The organism is Candidatus Photodesmus katoptron Akat1, assembly GCF_000478685.1.
GTDB classification, from domain to species: Bacteria; Pseudomonadota; Gammaproteobacteria; order Enterobacterales; family Vibrionaceae; genus Vibrio; species Vibrio anomalopis.
In genome coordinates this window covers 213434-233029 of sequence record NZ_AMSD01000001.1, presented here as the reverse complement: position 1 = coordinate 233029, position 19596 = coordinate 213434, and the positions used below count along the sequence as shown (strand labels likewise).

General features: G+C 31.8%; 15 protein-coding genes, 1 tRNA gene and 1 pseudogene. 10 read left to right on the top strand and 7 right to left on the bottom strand.

Features of this window, described 5'->3' with window-relative positions; all coding sequences use genetic code 11:
- The first annotated feature begins 37 nt into the window (after nucleotides 1–37).
- The 5 genes from ftsB to rpoS all read left to right on the top strand — a co-directional run bounded on the left by ftsB (nucleotide 38) and on the right by rpoS (nucleotide 3756).
- Nucleotides 38–319, top strand: a complete 282-nt coding sequence (gene ftsB / locus O1U_RS01005) for a cell division protein FtsB (protein WP_016503552.1) — start codon at nucleotides 38–40, stop codon at nucleotides 317–319.
- Nucleotides 306–1028: a 2-C-methyl-D-erythritol 4-phosphate cytidylyltransferase gene (gene ispD / locus O1U_RS01000; protein WP_016503551.1), complete on the top strand. Its 723-nt coding sequence runs from the start codon at nucleotides 306–308 to the stop codon at nucleotides 1026–1028. Before ftsB ends, ispD begins: the two co-directional genes overlap by 14 nt.
- A 39-nt stretch (nucleotides 1029–1067) precedes the next feature.
- Nucleotides 1068–1535 (top strand): 2-C-methyl-D-erythritol 2,4-cyclodiphosphate synthase, encoded by a 468-nt coding sequence (gene ispF, locus O1U_RS00995; protein WP_016503550.1) that lies wholly within the window; start codon nucleotides 1068–1070, stop codon nucleotides 1533–1535.
- Between the two features lie 300 nt (nucleotides 1536–1835).
- A complete protein-coding gene (locus tag O1U_RS00990) occupies nucleotides 1836–2726 on the top strand; it encodes a peptidoglycan DD-metalloendopeptidase family protein (protein WP_034411333.1) in 891 nt (296 codons plus the stop codon).
- Nucleotides 2727–2778: 52 nt separating this feature from the next.
- Entirely contained in the window at nucleotides 2779–3756 is a 978-nt protein-coding gene (gene rpoS, locus O1U_RS00985) for an RNA polymerase sigma factor RpoS (protein ID WP_016503548.1), read from the top strand.
- A 20-nt stretch (nucleotides 3757–3776) separates the two neighbouring features.
- Here rpoS and mutS read toward each other — a convergent pair.
- Nucleotides 3777–6367: pseudogene (gene mutS, locus O1U_RS00980) on the bottom strand (DNA mismatch repair protein MutS).
- A 290-nt stretch (nucleotides 6368–6657) separates the two neighbouring features.
- Between mutS and recA the strand changes: the two are divergent.
- Nucleotides 6658–7668, top strand: a complete 1011-nt coding sequence (gene recA / locus O1U_RS00975; RefSeq protein WP_016503546.1) for a recombinase RecA — start codon at nucleotides 6658–6660, stop codon at nucleotides 7666–7668.
- A 32-nt stretch (nucleotides 7669–7700) separates the two neighbouring features.
- Here the strand turns inward: recA and tsaD are convergent, their stop codons facing one another.
- The gene (gene tsaD / locus O1U_RS00970) at nucleotides 7701–8720 is read right to left on the bottom strand and encodes a tRNA (adenosine(37)-N6)-threonylcarbamoyltransferase complex transferase subunit TsaD (protein WP_016503545.1); all 1020 of its coding nucleotides are present in this window, start codon (nucleotides 8718–8720) and stop codon (nucleotides 7701–7703) included.
- A gap of 255 nt (nucleotides 8721–8975) precedes the next feature.
- On the opposite strand from tsaD, the gene rpsU reads away from it, so the two are divergent.
- The 3 genes from rpsU to rpoD all read left to right on the top strand — a co-directional run bounded on the left by rpsU (nucleotide 8976) and on the right by rpoD (nucleotide 13005).
- Nucleotides 8976–9191, top strand: coding sequence for a 30S ribosomal protein S21 (gene rpsU, locus O1U_RS00965; protein WP_016503544.1), 216 nt, complete (start codon nucleotides 8976–8978; stop codon nucleotides 9189–9191).
- 165 nt (nucleotides 9192–9356) lie between these two features.
- Nucleotides 9357–11096, top strand: coding sequence for a DNA primase (gene dnaG / locus O1U_RS00960; RefSeq protein WP_016503543.1), 1740 nt, complete (start codon nucleotides 9357–9359; stop codon nucleotides 11094–11096).
- A 100-nt stretch (nucleotides 11097–11196) separates the two neighbouring features.
- Nucleotides 11197–13005: an RNA polymerase sigma factor RpoD gene (gene rpoD / locus O1U_RS00955; RefSeq protein ID WP_016503542.1), complete on the top strand. Its 1809-nt coding sequence runs from the start codon at nucleotides 11197–11199 to the stop codon at nucleotides 13003–13005.
- A gap of 146 nt (nucleotides 13006–13151) precedes the next feature.
- Here rpoD and O1U_RS00950 read toward each other — a convergent pair.
- Nucleotides 13152–13228 (bottom strand) — tRNA-Arg (locus O1U_RS00950).
- A gap of 196 nt (nucleotides 13229–13424) precedes the next feature.
- Here O1U_RS00950 and folD point away from each other — a divergent pair.
- Nucleotides 13425–14279 (top strand): bifunctional methylenetetrahydrofolate dehydrogenase/methenyltetrahydrofolate cyclohydrolase FolD, encoded by an 855-nt coding sequence (folD, locus tag O1U_RS00945; RefSeq protein ID WP_016503541.1) that lies wholly within the window; start codon nucleotides 13425–13427, stop codon nucleotides 14277–14279.
- 53 nt (nucleotides 14280–14332) lie between these two features.
- On the opposite strand, the gene O1U_RS00940 is transcribed toward folD, so the two are convergent.
- The 4 genes from O1U_RS00940 to arcA all read right to left on the bottom strand — a co-directional run bounded on the left by O1U_RS00940 (nucleotide 14333) and on the right by arcA (nucleotide 19569).
- On the bottom strand, nucleotides 14333–15598 hold the full coding sequence (locus O1U_RS00940; RefSeq protein ID WP_016503540.1) for an inorganic phosphate transporter: 1266 nt from the start codon (nucleotides 15596–15598) through the stop codon (nucleotides 14333–14335).
- A gap of 135 nt (nucleotides 15599–15733) precedes the next feature.
- Nucleotides 15734–16414, bottom strand: a complete 681-nt coding sequence (locus tag O1U_RS00935; protein ID WP_016503539.1) for a TIGR00153 family protein — start codon at nucleotides 16412–16414, stop codon at nucleotides 15734–15736.
- Nucleotides 16415–16657: 243 nt separating this feature from the next.
- Nucleotides 16658–17677 carry a tryptophan--tRNA ligase gene (gene trpS, locus O1U_RS00930; protein ID WP_016503538.1) on the bottom strand — a complete coding sequence of 340 codons (1020 nt, stop codon included), beginning with the start codon at nucleotides 17675–17677 and terminating at the stop codon, nucleotides 16658–16660.
- A 668-nt stretch (nucleotides 17678–18345) separates the two neighbouring features.
- Complete coding sequence (gene arcA, locus O1U_RS00925) at nucleotides 18346–19569, bottom strand: arginine deiminase (RefSeq protein WP_016503537.1); 1224 nt, start codon at nucleotides 19567–19569, stop codon at nucleotides 18346–18348.
- Nucleotides 19570–19596 lie beyond the last annotated feature (27 nt).

Genomic DNA, 19596 nt, shown 5'->3' with positions numbered 1-19596 from the left:
TTTTGATTTGTTTTATATTTCATCATGCGATAAGTCTATGAAGTTTTTAAATTTAGTTTTATTATTGCTATTGGTTTATCTGCAATATTCGCTTTGGTTTAATAAGAATGGAATTCTTGATTTTTATGCTGTACATAATGAGATTAAAGTTCAACGTCAAATAAATGCTAATTTAAAAATTGAGAATGATAAAATTTTTGCTGAAATAACTGATTTACGTCAGGGTTTTGATGCTATTGAAGAGCGTGCTCGATATGAACTTGGTATGATCAAAGAAGGGGAAACATTTTATCGTTTAGTTGAACATGAATCAAAATAGGATATTATCAGTTAAATCCATCGTAGCAATCGTGCCAGCTGCAGGTGTTGGGAGTCGGATGAAAACTAGTATACCTAAGCAGTATTTAATGTTATCGGGTAAAACAGTACTTGAATATTCTGTAGAAAAGTTATTAAGTCATCCATTAATAAATAAGATAGTTATTGCAATTGCTGATTTTGATCCGTATTATCCAGAATTATCTCTTTCTAGCAATCCAGATGTCATCAAAGTTTCAGGTGGTAAAGATAGAGCTAATTCCGTACTGTCTGCACTTAAGTATGTGAAAGAACATCGTTTATCTAAATGGGTTATAGTTCATGATGTAGTTCGTCCTTGTATTCAATTATCTGATATTAATAAATTGATTAAAAAGGCATTAAATCATGATGTTGGTGCAATTTTATCAATACCTGTACGAGATACCATCAAATATGCTGATAAACAAAAAAACGTTAGATATACTTTAGATCGGTCATCTTTGTGGCATGCATTAACACCACAAATGTTTAAAACTGAAATTTTATTTCATGCATTAGACAAAGCCTTAAGTTTAGGATTAAAGATCACTGACGAATCATCAGCTTTGGAGAATTTAGAAAAACGTCCTGCATTGGTTATAGGGAGGGCAGATAATATTAAAATTACTCAACGAGAAGATCTTTATTTAGCTAACTTTTTTTATTTTATAAAAAACAATTTAGTTTAGTCAGGTTTTTTTAAAATATAAATGGACTATTATATTATAATGAGAATTGGTCATGGTTTTGATGTCCATAGGTTCGGTGGCTCAGGACCACTTATTATTGGCGGTGTTCCTATCCCTTACAAGCAAGGTTTGATCGCTCATTCAGATGGTGATGTGGTATTGCATTCCTTATGTGATGCATTATTAGGAGCAATTGGTGATGGGGATATTGGTGAACATTTTTCTAACACTGATATAATTTGGAAAAATGTTTGTAGTTCTAAAATGCTTAAGCATGTGTATAGCAAAGTTTGTTTTCATGGTTATGTATTAGGCAATGCAGATATTACTATCATAGCTCAATCTCCAAAAATGAAACCATATGTAGAGATGATGTCTGTAGTTATTTCAAAGAATCTTAAAACTAACATAAATAATATTAATGTAAAAGCAACAACAACTGAGTATCTAGGTTTTATTGGTCGAAAAGAAGGTATAGCTTGTGAATCGGTTGTTCTGCTTAAATAAACTAAGATAGTATTTATGAAATACAGTGATGTTTATCTCCAAATTCATGTCATTATCAAGTTAAATGAATCTACATGATTTGGTGTTTTCTTTTTTCTGAAAAACGTTTTATCGCCCTGTCAGCTATTTATTAAAATATTAATTTCCTAATTTATACTATCCTAAAAATGTAAATGTAATAGCTCTTATAGTTTTATAATATTCTGTAATATTTATTAGTAAATAAAAGCTATCTAAATGAGTAATTACTCTCTATGTGAAGTAAAAAGCATGCTTTTTGTGTTGATATTAGGAGCACAAATGAAATCACTATTGTTGAGAAGTTTATTTATTATGTGCATTTTTAGTATACTATTTGGGTGTACTGAACAATTACATATTCCTGCACCAGTTATTGAACTGAAAAAAAATTATAGCACTATCACTCCTGATAGCTATCAAGATAATACTTATGAAGTTAAAAAAGGTGATACTTTATATTTTATTTCCTATCTTACAAATAAAAATGTAGAAGAAATCATTCATTTTAATCAGTTAAAATTTCCTTATACTATTTATCCTGGTCAAAAGCTTCAACTCCAAAGTTTATCTCATATACCTATTCATCATACTGAGAATTCTAGTATAGATGCATTTCCTGAAGTGATAAAATCAGTTAAAAATGCTAAGCAAAAATTGAAATTAGTAGAAAAAGATTTATCTAATAAGGTTGATCAATCGAAATCAAAAGGGTATGTTGAGTTTCAATATAAAGATAAAATAAATGCGAATAAGACTTTTAAAAATCCAAAGCTCAGAAAAAATAATAAGGTAACTAATTGGTTATGGCCAACTAAGGGGAAAGTAATTAAAGAATTTTCTTCTAGCGATCAAGGTAATAAGGGAATAGATATTGCTGGGAACTTTGGTCAGCCTGTGATATCAAGTGCTGATGGATTGGTTGTTTACTCTGGAAATGCTCTTCGCGGATATGGAAATTTAGTTATTATTAAACATAATAATGATTATATTAGTGCATACGCTTATAACAAACAGTTACTCGTAAGTGAGGGGCAAGATGTGAAAGCTGGTCAAAAAATAGCGATGATGGGAAATTCTGAGATTGGAACTGTTTGTTTGCATTTTGAAATACGTTACAAAGGTAAATCAGTAAATCCAAAGCTGTACTTACCAAATCAGCAAGCATCTTAATTGATGCTGTCTTTCTAGGCCTAATTAAGGCGAAGCATGGGAGGCGTTAAAAATGAATACTAGCAATCCAGCAGCGAAAATTGAAGAATTAGATTTAGAGAAATTTGATATTGAATCAGAAAAGGCTTTTCTTATTACAGCCCAGGATTTTTCAACAGATAAGGAGGAATTTGAAGTATCTGAAAAAAATTTAGATGCAACTCAGATGTATTTAGGTGAAATTGGTTTTTCTCCTTTATTGACTGCAGAGGAGGAAGTTTTTTATGCTCGGCGTGTATTGCTAGGTGATAATATTGCTCGTAAACGTATGATTGAAAGTAACCTTCGATTAGTAGTAAAAATATCTCGCCGTTATAATAATCGTGGTTTAGCTCTTCTCGATCTTATTGAGGAGGGTAATTTAGGATTAATTCGTGCTGTTGAAAAATTTGATCCAGAAAGGGGGTTTCGTTTTTCAACATATGCCACTTGGTGGATTAGACAGACAATTGAACGTGCCTTGATGAATCAAACTAGAATTATTCGTTTACCAATTCACGTAGTTAAAGAACTTAATATTTATTTGCGAACAGCTCGTGAATTATCACAACAGTTGGATTATGAACCTACAGCAGAAGAAATTGCAGTGAAGCTTGATAAATCAGCTTCTGATGTAAGTAAAGTACTACGGCTTAATGAGCATATTGGTTCAGTAGATATCCCAATTGGTAATAGTGGAGAGAAAGTATTATTAGATATTATCCCTGATCTTAATAACTCTGATCCTGAATTATCAACACAGGATAAGGATATTGAGGAGTCACTAATTCATTGGTTAGATGAATTAAATCCTAAACAGAAAGAAGTTTTAGCACGTCGGTTTGGTTTATTAGGATATGAACCAGCAACACTTGAGGAAGTTGGCCGAGAAATTAGTTTAACTCGTGAGCGTGTTCGCCAAATTCAAGTAGAAGGTTTGCGTAGATTAAAAGAAATCCTTATTAATCAAGGTTTAAATATGGAAAATTTGTTTAATTCTGAAAGAATATAGTATTTTTTACTGAATAAAAATCATTTTTCATTGATATGAAAGGTATATGATTTATTTTTATTAGTGATTAGTATTTTTAATTGGTATAGTTTCTCTAGTGCTTGACGAGGACTTAGATCATCTAGCTCTATCTCCGATAAAATTTTTTCTAGTTGATTTATATTTCTATTTGCTATTTGTTGGTTGTGTATCTTTAGGCCATCTGGATGTTCATTATTTTTTTGAAAATATTCTAATTTTTGTCGAGCATTTTTAATTACTGTTTTAGGTAAACCAGCTAATTCTGCAACTGCTATACCATAGGATTTATTTACTGAACCTTCTTTTATTGAATGCATAAAAGCAATTTTGTTTTTATACTCAACTGCATCTAAGTATACATTAGCAACACAATCAGACAATTGTTCAGCTAATTTTGTCAACTCAAGATAATGAGTAGCGAATAAAGTCATTGCTCCAATACTAGTAGCTAACCATTCAGCAGTAGCCCATGCTAATGATACTCCATCGTAAGTGCTAGTGCCTCTACCAATTTCATCCATAATTACTAAACTATTTCTTGTAGCATTATGAAGAATATTTGCTGTTTCTGTCATTTCAACCATGAATGTCGATTGACCAGAAGCTAAGTTATCTGATGCTCCAATTCGAGTAAAAATCCGATCTATAGGACCAATTTTAGCTGAGCTTGCTGGTACATAAGAGCCTGTATATGCTAACAGAATAATCAATGCAGTTTGACGCATGTATGTAGATTTTCCACCCATATTAGGGCCAGTAATGACTAACATTTTTCGTTTATCATTTAGTTTAGTTGGATTGGCAATAAAAGGCTTATTAATTGTTTGTTCAACTACAGCATGTCGACCTAATTGAATCTGAATTCCACTGATAGAGTTGAAAGATGGTTGGCAGTAATTTAATGTTTTTGCGCGTTCCGCAAGATTTTGCAAAACATCGATTTGTCCAATAGCTGCAGCAAGATTTTGCAGTGATTCTAAATGGGGAATTAATAGATCAAATATTTCTTCCCAAAGTTTTTTTCTAATGCTATAGATTTTGAACGTGCGTTAAAAATTTTTGCTTCATACTCTTTGAGTTCTGGTATAGTATACCTTTCGACATTTTTTAGAGTTTGATGACGAGAATAATGTTTTGGAATTAAACTACTTTGTTTACGACTAACCTGAATAAAAAATCCTTGGACATTATTATATCGTACTTTAAGTGTATCGATTCCGTAAAGTTTACGTTGCTCCTTTTCTAATTCAGTTAAGTATGTTAATGCTCCATTTGCTAATATACGATATTGATCTAATTCTTTGTTATAACCTTCTTTAATCACATTACCATCACGAATGGTAACTGAAGGTTCTTCTTTTAATGAAATTTTAAGTAGTTCATATACTTTTTCATTAGGCAATGAAAATTGAGCTAATTGTATGAGATGAGGTGTCATTATAGAATTAAATATTATTTGTAATTCTGGTAACTGTTTTAATGTTTGACGTAATCTAATCATATCTTTAGGTTTGGCAGACCGTAATGCCAATCGAGTGATAATACGCTCAATATCTGCAATTTCTTTTAGTATAGGTTGAAGCTTTATAAACAGAGAATTTCGTTTGATTTCTTCAATAGAGTCCAACCGTTGTTGTAAGGTATCAAGGCAACGTGTTGGTTGTTGTAGCCAACGTTTTAGCATACGGCTACCCATAGCAGTTTTAGTACAATCAAGTAATTCAACTAAGGTATTTGTATTACCACCTGATAGATTTTTATTAATTTCTAAATTGTGACGTGTAGCAGCATCTAATATCATCAAATGATGTTGTTGAGTGAAAATTAAAGAACGTATATGCGGAAGCGCAGTACATTGATTATTTTTTACATATTGAATTAAACAACCTGCAGCACGTAAGCCTAATTCAGCTTGTTCAACGCCAAAACCAGCCAAATTTTGTGTTCCAAATTGTTGGTTGAGTTGTTGTTTAGCTGTATTGAGTTCAAACTCCCAAACAGGTCGAGGTCGATTCCCATTTCGGTGATTTACTAATTTAGTATATTTGAAATCTTCAGGGAAAAGAAGTTCTGTTGGCAAAGTACGTTGTAATTCCGAAGCCATTTCGTTTTCTGTCTCTGGCTCAGTGAGTTGAAACCGACCAGAAGTTATATCTAAAGTAGCGTAACCAAATTTGCCTTTTTGATAATAAATTGCTGCAATTAAATTATCAATCTCTCCTTCTAACAATGTTTCATCGGTAACAGTTCCTGGTGTAATGATTTGTACTACTTGTCTTTTAATAGGAGCTTTTTTATCAGTAAGTTCTCCAATTTGTTCGCAAATGGCCACTGATTCACCTAGTTGAATTAATTTTGTTAAGTAGTTTTCAAGTGAATGAAATGGTACGCCTGCCATTGGCACTGGTTTACCTGCTGATTGGCCTCTTCGAGTTAAAGAAATATCTAGTAATTTAGAGGCACGTTTAGCATCATCATAAAATAATTCATAAAAATCACCCATACGATAAAATAACAACATCCCGGGATTTTCAGCTTTTAATTTTAGGTATTGCTGGATCATAGGAGTGTGATTTTGGTTAATGTTCATGTGTAGTATTTATCACTTATCTATACTATCGAATGATATGTTAAATTACTATTATTAAAAAAGATAATAATAAATGTTCTTAATATCAACTGTAATCTTTATTTTTTATCAAAATTCGGAAAAGTTCAGGTATTATACCTGGTAAACGTGTAAATTCTATGAATTAAAGTACAATATTGCACATTGTAAAACTTGGTATGATTAATATCTAATGCTTTTATCTTGTTTTTAAAACATAACTTGATAAGTATAGAATTAAGAGATAGATATTGAAAGAGTAGGAATAAGTTATGGATGAAAATAAAAAAAAAGCATTAGCTGCAGCCCTTAATCAAATTGAAAAACAATTTGGTAAAGGTTCAATAATGCGTCTTGGAGATAATCGTACTATGGATGTTGAAACTATTTCAACTGGTTCTCTTTCCTTAGATATTGCTTTAGGTACAGGGGGGTTGCCAATGGGGAGAATAATAGAAATTTATGGTCCAGAATCATCAGGTAAAACAACGTTAACTTTAGAATTAATTGCTTCTGCGCAAAGATTAACCAAAACTTGTGCGTTTATTGATGCAGAGCACGCATTAGATCCAATTTATGCAAAAAAACTAGGTGTCGATATTGATAGACTTTTAATATCTCAACCAGATACTGGTGAACAAGCATTAGAAATTTGCGATGCGTTAGCCCGTTCTGGCGCTATTGATGTCATTGTTATAGATTCAGTAGCTGCATTAACACCAAAAGCTGAAATTGAGGGAGAAATGGGTGATAGTCATATGGGACTTCAAGCTCGTATGCTTTCTCAAGCTATGAGAAAATTAACTGGAAATTTAAAGCAGTCTAATTGTATGTGCATTTTTATTAATCAAATTCGTATGAAAATTGGTGTGATTTTTGGGAGTCCAGAAACTACAACTGGAGGTAATGCTCTAAAATTTTACGCTTCAGTGCGTCTTGATATTCGTCGAACTGGTTCCATTAAAGAACGTGATGAAATCATTGGTAATGAAACCAGAATTAAAGTTGTTAAAAATAAAATTGCCGCACCATTTAAGCAAGCTGAAATGCAAATTTTATATGGTCTAGGTTTTAATCGTGAAAGTGAATTGATTGATTTAGGTGTGAAGAATGAACTAATCGAAAAATCTGGTTCTTGGTATAGTTATAATGGGGATAAAATTGGCCAAGGAAAAGGTAATGCGTGTAAGTACCTAAAAGATAATGTAGATAAAGCAAGACAGCTAGATAAACAACTTCGAGAAAAATTACTTAGATTAGATGAATTAAAAGAAATTAGATAAAAGAAAGATTTTACTAAGTGTTCATTTTTAAATTAGAAAGATGTTGATTCAAGGGTATCAATTGGCCAGCGGGCTTTAGCTTGGATAATTAAGTTACTTTTTTTAGAGATTTTTAAACGTTTCATTCCAGCGTAAGCAATCATTGCAGCATTATCAGTACAGAATTCAATTCTTGGATAGTAGGCTGTTCCTCCAATTTCCTTAGCTAAATCCTCAATTGATTTACGTAATCTTTGATTAGCAGATACACCGCCAGCAATAACAATACGTTTGATACCAGTTTGTTGTAATGCTTTTTTACACTTAATTATTAAGATATCACAGAGTGCTTCTTGAAATGCATACGCAATATCTGCTTGTGTCTGTTCGTCATTTCTACTAACACTAATAATGTTAGCAGCAGAAGTTTTTAAACCAGAGAAGCTCATATTAAGCCCAGGATGATTTATCATTGGACGGGGGAATCGAAATCGACCTGGTGTCCCTTTTTGAGCTAAATGAGATATTAAAGGACCGCCAGGATAACCTAGTTTCATTAATTTTGCTGTTTTATCCAATGCTTCTCCAGCTGCATCATCGATTGATTCTCCTAAGGTTTTGTATTTTCCAATATCAATTACTTGTACTATCATGGTATGGCCGCCAGAGACTAATAATGCGATAAAGGGAAATGTAGGATGTATCTTTTCTAACATTGGTGCTAATAAATGTCCTTCCATATGGTTAATAGGAATAGCAGGAATATTCCAAGCATAAGCAATACTATGACCAATGCTAGCACCAACTAATATAGAACCAATAAGACCAGGTCCCGCTGTATAGGCAATTCCATCAATATCTTCCGATGTTGAATCACTATCATTTAAGCTAGATTGGATAAGTGGGATTATTTTGTGTATGTGATCACGTGATGCTAATTCTGGAACAACGCCTCCATACTTAGAGTGAATGTGTACCTGACTATATAATTTATGAGAAAGTAATCCTTCTTTATCATCATAAATGGCTACACCTGTTTCATCGCACGAGGTTTCAATAGCAATAATACGCATATTTTAAAAGTTACTGCTCCATTTTAGTTGAAATATATATAATTAGTATTTCAAATACTCGGCTAGATTCGAGTATAGTGTTGATAATAGATTGTTAGAAATTACTTCTGTATAAAAATTTTTGCAAATTAGTAGAAATAAGATTAGAATCTCGAAAATCTCAAGATAGCTTTTTTGTTGATTGAATGCAATTAATTTTATTAAATAGCTTTTCATTGTATAACCTTAAGATTAAAAAAAGAAGAGAAGATAATTATGCCAATAATTAAAGTACGTGAAAATGAACCATTTGATGTCGCTTTACGGCGTTTTAAGCGTTCTTGTGAAAAGGCAGGTATTCTTTCTGAAGTGCGTCGCCGTGAACATTACGAAAAACCTACGACACTTCGAAAACGAGCTAAAGCTGCAGCTCAAAAACGTCATTTTAAGAAATTATCTCGAGAAAATGCTCGTAGGATTCGTTTATATTAAAATAGCTTTAGTTAAATTAACTGTTTCAGCTATTCTAAAATAATTTAATAGAACGACTTATTTGCGGTATTTAAATTTATTTTTTCTCTTCAGTTCAGTTAAATAAATTTCATTTATTTAATAACGGTTCTGTATCGTTCAGAAGTTAATTTTTAAAAAGATCTTATGGTAGGTCGTATTCCAAGTAGTTTTATCTCTAATCTTCTAGAACAGATTGATATCATTGATATCATTGATTCTCGTATCAAGCTTAATAAAAGAGGGAAAAATTATACTGCATGTTGTCCATTTCACGATGAAAAAACCCCCTCTTTTACTGTTAGTCCTAAGAAGCAGTTTTATCACTGTTTTGGTTGTGGTGTACATGGCAATGCAGTTGATTTTTTAATGCAGTATGAACAGTATGAATTTATAGAAGCTATTGAACAACTTGCATCATTTATAGGTTTAAAAGTTCCTCGAGAGCAGTATGATCATTATGTTAGTAACCGTTCTAAGTCCATTACAGATAAACAAAATTTGTATTTAATAATGAGGGATATTACTAATTTCTATATCGGACAGTTAACATCTCCTGGTAACAAGATCGCTACTAATTATTTAAGAAATCGTGGAATTTCTAGCAAAGTTATCCATAAATTTTTAATTGGTTATGTTCCAAATAAATGGGATTTAGTTCGTAATTACTTTAGTAAACAACATAATATGCTTATAGATACTGGGGTCTTGGTAAAAAATGATTTTGGAAATTGCTATGACCGTTTTCGTGGCCGGATTATTTTTCCAATTCGTGATCGTCTTGGACGAATTATTGGTTTTGGCGGAAGGGTTCTTGATGATAGTAAACCAAAGTATATCAATTCACCAGAAACAATCATTTTTAAAAAGGGAAAGGAGCTTTACGGTCTTTATGAAGTGATTAAATCTTCTTCTATTCTTTCGAGGGTTTTAGTTGTAGAAGGGTATATGGATGTGATTGCTTTATCTCAATATGAGCTAAATTACACTGTTGCATCATTAGGAACATCTATCACTGGAGAACAATTAAAAATATTATTTCGTCAAACCAGTACCGTTATTTGTTGTTATGATGGAGATCAATCAGGTGAAGAAGCAGCATGGCGGACATTAAAAAATTCTTTAAAGCATTTAAAAACAGGAAAGACTCTTAAATTTTTGTTTTTACCTAAAAATGAAGATCCTGATAGTTATATTCGTCAGTATGGTAAAAATAAATTCGAAAGATTAATTGAAGGAGCTACATCATTATCTACTTACTTATTTCAAAATTTAATTAAAATACATAAATTAAATTTAGGTACTGATGAAGGAAAATCAGCATTTCGTTCATATGTAATTAAATTAATTGATAAAATTCCAGATTATCAATTTCAAGAATTATTAGGGAAATTACTTGATCAAAGAACCGGATTTGATAATCACTTTAAGCACCTAAAAAAACACTTGAATAAGAGTCGATTAAAATTAGATCAAAAAATTAAACGTACTCCAATGCGCGAAGTTATTATTTTGCTAATTCAAAATCCAAGCTACGCTAATTTAGTTCCTGATCTTTCAAGTATCAAAGGGTTAGCATTACCTGGACTTGATTTATTATTTGAAGTTCTTGATTATTGTCGAGCTTGTCCCCATGTTAGCACAGGTCAATTGCTGGAAAGCTGGCGATATAAGAAAAACAAGATGCTTTTATCTCGTCTAGCAAGTTATATGATTCCTCTTGATGAAAATAATCAGGAAGATGTTTTTTTGGATTCTCTAGACAAAATATTGTCTCAGTGTATAGAAAAACAAATTGAACTTCTTCAAGCTAAAGATAGAAGTATTGGTTTACCAACTGGAGAAAAAAAGAAGTTATTGGCCTTAATGCTTGATTTAAAATCATGATTCAGTTTGATTAATCGATAATAAATAATTTTGTTAGTATTTTAAAATTTGCAATTCATACACTAAATCCGTTACTAGATGAAAAGTTGGATACCTTTTTATGGATCAAAATCCGCAGTCACAGCTAAAATTACTTATTATTAAAGGTAAAGAACAAGGCTATCTAACCTACTCTGAAGTAAATGATCACCTACCTACAGAAATTGTTGATGCTGAGCAGGTAGAAGATATCATTCAGATGATTAATGATATGGGTATTAGGGTAGTAGAAACAGCTCCTGAGGCTGATGAACTTGTTCTAAATGGCGATAGTGCAATTACTGATGAAGATGTGGCTGAAGCAGCAGCAGCTTTATCAAGTGTAGAAAATGAAATTGGTCGCACAACCGATCCTGTTCGTATGTATATGAGAGAGATGGGTACAGTTGAGTTGTTAACTCGAGAAGGTGAAATTGATATTGCTAAACGTATTGAAGATGGTATTAGTCAAGTTCAGAATGCTGTAGTTGAATATCCAGGTGCTATTCCATATATTTTAGAACAGTTCGATAAAGTTCAATCTGAAAAATTGCGTCTAACTGATTTAATTTCAGGTTTTATTGATCCTAGTGATTATGGTAGTGGAGCACCAACTGCTACGCATGTCGGTTCTGATCTTACAGATTCTGATCTTGAAGACGAAGATGAAGAAATGATTGGTATTGATCCAGAATTAGCTTTTTCAAAATTTTCGAAATTACGTGATACTTATAAAAAACTTCAATTAGAAATTAAGATATACGGCGCAGATAGTGAAAAAGTTGTTCAATCCACGAAAATATTACAACAGGTATTCTCTGAATTCCGTTTGACACCAAAGCAGTTTGATTATTTAGTGAGTGAATTGCGTACAGCTATGGAACGGGTACGTACTCAAGAGCGGTTGATTATGTATCGAACTGTTGAATATGCCAAAATGCCTAAAAAGTTATTTATTGCTTTATTTGTTGGAAATGAATCTAGTGGAGAATGGTTAAATAAGCTTTTTGTTTCAGATAATCCATATATAGAGAAGATAAAATGCCATGAAAATGACATTCGTCGGTCTATTCAGAAACTGAATCTTATTGAAAATGAAACTTCTTTAAAAGTTCAAAATATTAAAGATATTAGTCGTCGTATGTCTATTGGCGAAGCCAAGGCTCGTCGAGCAAAAAAAGAAATGGTTGAAGCTAATTTACGCTTAGTCATTTCTATAGCTAAGAAGTATACTAACCGTGGATTACAATTTTTAGATCTCATACAAGAAGGAAATATAGGCCTAATGAAGGCGGTAGATAAATTTGAGTATCGTCGTGGTTATAAATTTTCAACATATGCTACATGGTGGATTCGTCAAGCAATTACTCGTTCTATTGCAGATCAAGCCCGTACTATTCGCATTCCCGTTCATATGATTGAAACAATTAATAAACTTAATCGAATTTCTCGTCAAATGTTACAAGAAATGGGACGAGAGCCTTTGCCAGAAGAATTAGCAGAACGTATGCAAATACCAGAAGATAAGATTCGTAAGGTCCTAAAGATTGCAAAAGAACCAATTTCTATGGAAACTCCTATAGGCGATGATGAAGATTCTCATTTAGGTGATTTTATTGAAGATACAACTTTAGAATTACCATTAGATGATGCTACGTCAACAAGTTTAAAAGTTGCGACTAGGGATGTATTATCAGGTCTAACACCTCGTGAAGCAAAGGTATTACGTATGCGATTTGGCATAGATATGAATACTGATCATACTCTCGAAGAAGTAGGTAAACAATTTGATGTAACTCGTGAGCGCATACGTCAGATAGAAGCAAAAGCACTTCGTAAACTACGTCATCCGAGTAGATCAGAAACTTTGCGTAGTTTTTTAGACGAGTAAAACTTAATCTATCCATTTATAATATTTAGATAAATGTAAATGGATTAAGCAGCTTTACTTTATTGATAGCAGTCTATTTTTCTAAGCTTATATCTTATATAGGTAGGATAGTTATAAGTATTAATAAACAATCTAAAATGCATGTTTGGCACGCCCTGAAGGATTCGAACCTTCGACCACATCCTTAGAAGGGACGTGCTCTATCCAGCTGAGCTAAGGGCGCATTGTATGCATGTATACCAGAAGGAGATTGTACGGATTAAATTTATTAAATCAACAATTTTATTTGTGTAATAAGACACTATTTAAAATAGCTAAAATTATTTTTTAGGAAAAAAATTAAACAAACTTTTTCATGCTGTATTCATTTTTTTTACATGATAATCTAAGTTTTATTCTTTCATTAGTAAGGGAGACTCATGACTGCTCAAAAGATTGAAGGAATGTCGGTTGCGAAAAATATCCGCTTAGAGGTTGCTAATCGTGTAAAAGAACGGATTAATTCAGGTTTTAGAGTTCCTGGATTAGCTGTAATTTTAGTTGGTCAAGATCCAGCATCTAAAATTTATGTAGACAATAAACGGAGAGCATGTGAAGAGGTAGGTTTTATTTCAAAATTGTATAATATTCCAGTTACTACTGTTAGTGAAAATCAGCTTTTTTCTCTTATAGAGCAGTTAAATGAAGATTCAAAAATTGATGGTATTCTTGTTCAGCTTCCTTTACCTAATTCCATTAATACTATGCGTGTACTAGAGCATATTCTTCCAGAAAAAGATGTTGATGGATTTCATCCATATAATATTGGTTGTCTTGCTCAACGTATTCCTAAATTGAGACCCTGTACCCCTAAAGGGATCATTACGTTACTTAGTTATTATAATATAAATTTATGTGGTAAACATGCAGTAATAGTTGGTGCTTCAAATATTGTAGGTCGTCCTATGACGTTAGAGTTACTATTAGCTGGTTGTACTACAACTACATGTCATCGTTTTACTAAAAATCTTCAAGAACATGTCCGTCAAGCTGATTTATTGATAGTTGCAGTAGGTAAGCCGAATTTTATTCCTGGAATCTGGATTAAAAAAAGTGCTATTGTAATTGATGTTGGTATTAACCGTTTAAGATCTGGTCGATTAGTTGGAGATGTAGAGTATGAAGTAGCTAAAAAACACGCTAGTTTTATAACTCCTGTACCTGGTGGGGTTGGTCCAATGACAGTAGCTAGTTTGATTGAGAATACTATGATTATTGCTTCTGGACAATATTAGATAGAGTTTAGTTTTTTAGAAATATATATATACACTATTTTTCTTAATCAGTTTTAACTGAAGATCTTTTGAAGAGCATAGAAAAATATAACTGAAAGTATCGCACCTGCTGGTAGAGTTACAATCCAAGAGGCAACAATATTGCGTACTACACCTAAGTTTAAAGCAGCAATTCCACGAGCAAATCCAACACCTAATACAGCTCCAACTAAAGTTTGTGTAGTTGAGATAGGTAAACCAGTACCAGATGCAAGAATTACGGTACATGCAGTTGCTAGCTGAGCAGAAAAACCACGGCTTGGTGTTAGTTCTGTGATACCAGTACCAACAGTAGCCATTACTTTTTGACCAAGAGTAGCAAGGCCAATGACAATCCCTATTCCACCTAATGGCAGAATCCACCATGTTATTGTATTTTTGCTTGCAATGATTGTACTTGTTGCATGCTTAATTGTCGAGACAACAGAAGAAAGAGGACCAATAGCGTTAGCTACATCATTTGAACCATGTGAAAAAGCCATTGCACAAGCAGTGATGATCATTAAAATACCAAAAACATCTTCTACTCCAGAAAAGCTATGATCATTTTTGCAGTTTATAAACTTCTTTTGAATATATATATAACCAAGAACCATAATTATACTGGAAATACTCACCGCCAAAATCCAAGCGTTTTCATTACTTAAATTTAAACCAATATGTTTTAGTCCTTTTTTAATAGTTACTAGAGTGATAATAATAGTAGTTATAAACATATATATAGGAACAAATCGTTTAGCATTAACAAGTGCATTATCAGTATTAAATATTAATTTTTGGGTGCTAATAAATATAATATAAGAAAAAAAACCAGAAATTATAGGAGTAATAAGCCAACTACTTACTATTCCTCGGACATTTGCCCAATTTACTGCTTCTATACCTAGTGATGTACAAGTAAAACCAATAATAGCACCAATAGTTGAGTGTGTTGTCGATACAGGCCATCCCATATAGGATGCAATCAATAGCCATGTACCAGCAGCTAATAATGCTGACATCATACCATAGACAAGTATATCTGGATTGTGATTAAATAGAGATATGTCAATTACACCGTTTCGAATTGTATTAGTTACTTGACCACCTGCAAGATATGCTCCTGTGAATTCAAAAATCATAGCAATAATAATTGCTTGTTTCACAGTAAGTGCTTTTGATCCTACTGATGTTCCCATTGCATTAGCTACGTCATTTGAACCGATTCCAATAGCCATAAAAAAACTAAAAATTGCTGAAATCAAAATTAAGACATTGCCATAGTTTGCCAGAATATCCATAGTGGTACCAAATTATTGATAACTAAAGCAAAATCATCTATACACAAAGAAAGACAGGCGGTGAGAGAATCATCGCTTAATTAACTGAGGTATATAAAGTATTTAATTGCTCTTAGTTATTTTGTTAATTATGATTTAGGCTCGAGAAAGCATTACTTCAAGACGGGCACCAACACGCTGTGCTTGATCTGCAATAGCTCCTACCCATTCTAGAATTTTATATAAAAATATGATATCAACAGGGTTATATTCTGATTCAATTTCCATCAATTGTTGGCGAAGCTGAATTTGCATCGTATCAGTATCATCTTCAATTACATCTAATTGATCAATCATTTCAGCAACTAGTGTTACTTCACGACCTTTAAATCCAGTTTCTAGTAATTCATCAAGTTCATTGATTACTTTTTGTGCTTGATTAGCTGCATCTAGACAGCGTTTTAAATAAATAATAAAGTTTTTTTGAAAAGTTTTAGGAATAACTAGTTGTCTACCGAAAACACGACCAGCAATATCTTTCGATAAATTCGCTAGTTTATCTTGTTGGGTGAGGAGTTCAAGCATATCACTTCGATCAACAGGCATGAATAAACCTCTAGGTAGTTTTAACCGAATTTTACGTTTTAATATGTCAGCTTTTTTTTCCAGATTAGAAATTTTCATGTAAATTTCAGATGCTTCCTTCCAATCTCGGTTAGAAGATGCCTTAAAGAATTTTACGAGATGTGAACAGCACTCGTTAACACATACAACATGATGTTGCAAAGGTTTAATCGGGGACTTTGCAAATAACCCCATAATAGTATTTATTGGCATGATGATTACTAAGGCAACTTTATGGTCTTACTATATAAGTATGTATATTTCTAATAACAGTATAGACTGTTCTTTATTTTATTTTATAACTTTTTTTCTTTGCCTATAACAGCAATTTCGGCTCTATTTATTAAAATGAATATTCTTCATCATAGCAAAAAGTTTTGATTGTTTTTATAGTGATTTTTATTTGTGTGTGTCAATTAAAATTTCTCCTTTTTTATGATATGAAACAGTAATATGTTATTTGAAATTTGGAACAATAAAACCTACTGCTTCATAAACTTTTTTTAATGTTTTAGAAGCAAGAATTGATGCTTTTTTTGCACCATCCCTCATTACCGAATTAAGATATGAATAATCTTTTCTGACACGTTTGTATTCTATTTGAATTGGTTCCAGCATTGAAATGATTGCTTCAGCAACATCTGTTTTAAATGGACTATATAGTTCTGTATTTTGGTACTGTGTTTCAATTTCAGTAAAAGTTTTTCCGGTTGCCGCTGAGTATAAACTCATTAAGTTTGAAATTCCAGGTTTTTTATCTGCTTCATATATGATACGTGGTGGTTTGTCCAGATCAGTTTGTGCTTGATTAATCTTCTTAAGGATTGTCTTAGGTTCATCTAAAAGAGTGATGATATTTTTGTGATTATGATCTGATTTAGACATTTTTTTAGCAGAATTTTGTAAGCTCATAACTCGTCCATTGATTTTTGGAGTATATGCTTTTGGGATGGTAAAGATTGGATTATTTTGGCTATATATGTTATTAAATCGAATAGCAATATTACGAGCTAGTTCTAGGTGTTGTTTTTGATCATTTCCTACAGGAACTTTATGGGCTCCATAAAGTAAAATATCTGCAGCCATTAGCACTGGATAATTAAACAAACCTGCATTCACGTTGTTATAACATTGAGATTTATCTTTAAACTGAGTCATTCTGTTAAGTTCACCAATTTGTGTATAACAGTTAAGGAGCCAACTAAGTTGAGTATGCTCTGGTATGTGCGATTGAATAAACAGAGAACTTTTTTTAGGATCGATACCGGAAGATAAACAGATAGCTAAAGTGTCAAAAATATTTTTATTTAATTCTTTTGGATTTTTACGGATACTAATTGCATGAAGATCTACTATACAATATTGGCAATTATAATTATCTTGCATTTCTATCCATTGACGTAATGCACCAAGATAATTGCCAATACTTAATTTACCTGACGGTTGAATACCACTCAGGACAATAGATTTTTTCATTAATAAAATTCCTTTGAAAATAGATTGTTAGACATGAGAATCTGAGAGAGATACATATAGTATATTTATTACATTTTTTCTAGAAATAGTGTTTCATATTTAAAATAAAAACTAAGTTATTAATAAATTAGTTGAGTTAATATTGGAAATTTAAAAATTTTAACAGTGTCAATATGTTTCAAAAAATGGGTTCAATGACTTAATTTTAAATGGAAAAGCATCAATTTTGTTTTTTGATTCTATTTCATACCTTCTATATAAAGCAGTATACCATTTAGTATCATTAACTACCTTATGATTTACCTAGATTGGTTGCTTTCTTTGTATTGGTAAATTATGAATAAATTCATTAATCTCGTTTTTAGAAGTAACTGAAACCATTTGAATAGTACAATTATAATAATTAGAATATATATCTTGTTTTGTTTCTATGGGTAATATAAGTGTAATAATTGTTTTTTTCTGTTTCTCATATATGCTTATATTTCAAATAAAAATAAAATGCTGTATATAAGTATGCTAACTGTTTAGTTTAGAATCAAATTTAGATTTCCATTAGTAATAGATTCGATTTGTTTTAGTTACAGAAAAAGTTAACAGTTCTTCTAATTACAAATGTTGATATATGTTACCAAGATTTAATAAAAAATAGGTTAGATAGCAAAAAATCAAATAGAGTCACGTTCAATAGGACAGCTCATGCAGCGAGTTCCACCACGACCACGCCCTAATTCATTACCTGGAATTGTTAAAACTTTGATACCTGCTTTATCAAATTTTTCATTTGTATAAATATTATGCTCATAAGATATTACTAATCCGGGTTTAACTGTCAAAACATTATTAGCATCGTTCCATTGCTCACGTTCTGCTTGATATTTGTCACCACCAGTTGTGATAATTTGAATAGAACTTAAACCAAGGGCTTTTTCAATTGCATAAATATAATTCTCAGCTTTTTTAATTTTAACTTCACCATTGAGTGTTGGTGTAAAACTCCATGTATCTAGATCTCGGTGCATAACTTTTGGGTAAATAGAGAAAGTATCAATGCTTACATGAGTCATAACTGTATCTAAGTGCATACAGGAACGCGCTTTTGGTAAATTAATTGCTATTAATTCCCTTGCTTGATTATTTTTAAATAGATTAAAAGCTAAACTTTCTACACCTTGTGGAGTTGTTCTTTCAGAAATTCCAACCAATACTACTCCTTTGCCAATAACTAATATATCGCCGCCTTCAATATGAACATTATCATAGTTTATATTTTCATCAAAAAAATATGTAAAAAAATCTTGCTTAGAAAACATTGGATGCCAACGATAAATAGCTCTTAAATGATTAGTTTCTCTTTTTCGAGAAGATTTCATCATTGGATTAAGAGAAACTCCACCATATAACCAACAGGATGTATCACGAATAAACATGTGATTAGGTAAAGGTTCAATAACAAAATCTAAAGATTGATTTATTTGAGGAAGGATTGATGATGAATGAATATTTAGCTCTGAATAAGCAAGACCACCAAGTAGTATACTAGCTAACTCTTTGTTTTTCATATTTTTTAAGTAATGACGTAAATTTTGAGAAAAAACAGGACCATACCGAAAATTAGAGATTTGAGTATTTAGTAGCCATTCTTTAGCTTTATCTATTTCTAAAGTTTCAAGTAACAAATTTTGAAGAAAAAATACCTTGATTCCTTTTACACTAAGAAGAGTCTTCACAAATATATCATATTCTTTCAAGGCCTTTTGTATATTAAAGACATCATCAAATAATAATTTATTGCAATTGGATGGCGTAAGATAGACTAAAGCTCGGTCAGGTCGATTTAACAATACTCGTTTTAGTTGACCTACCTCAGAACCAACATACAGAATACTCATTTTTTATTCCTTAAGTACTTCTAAACA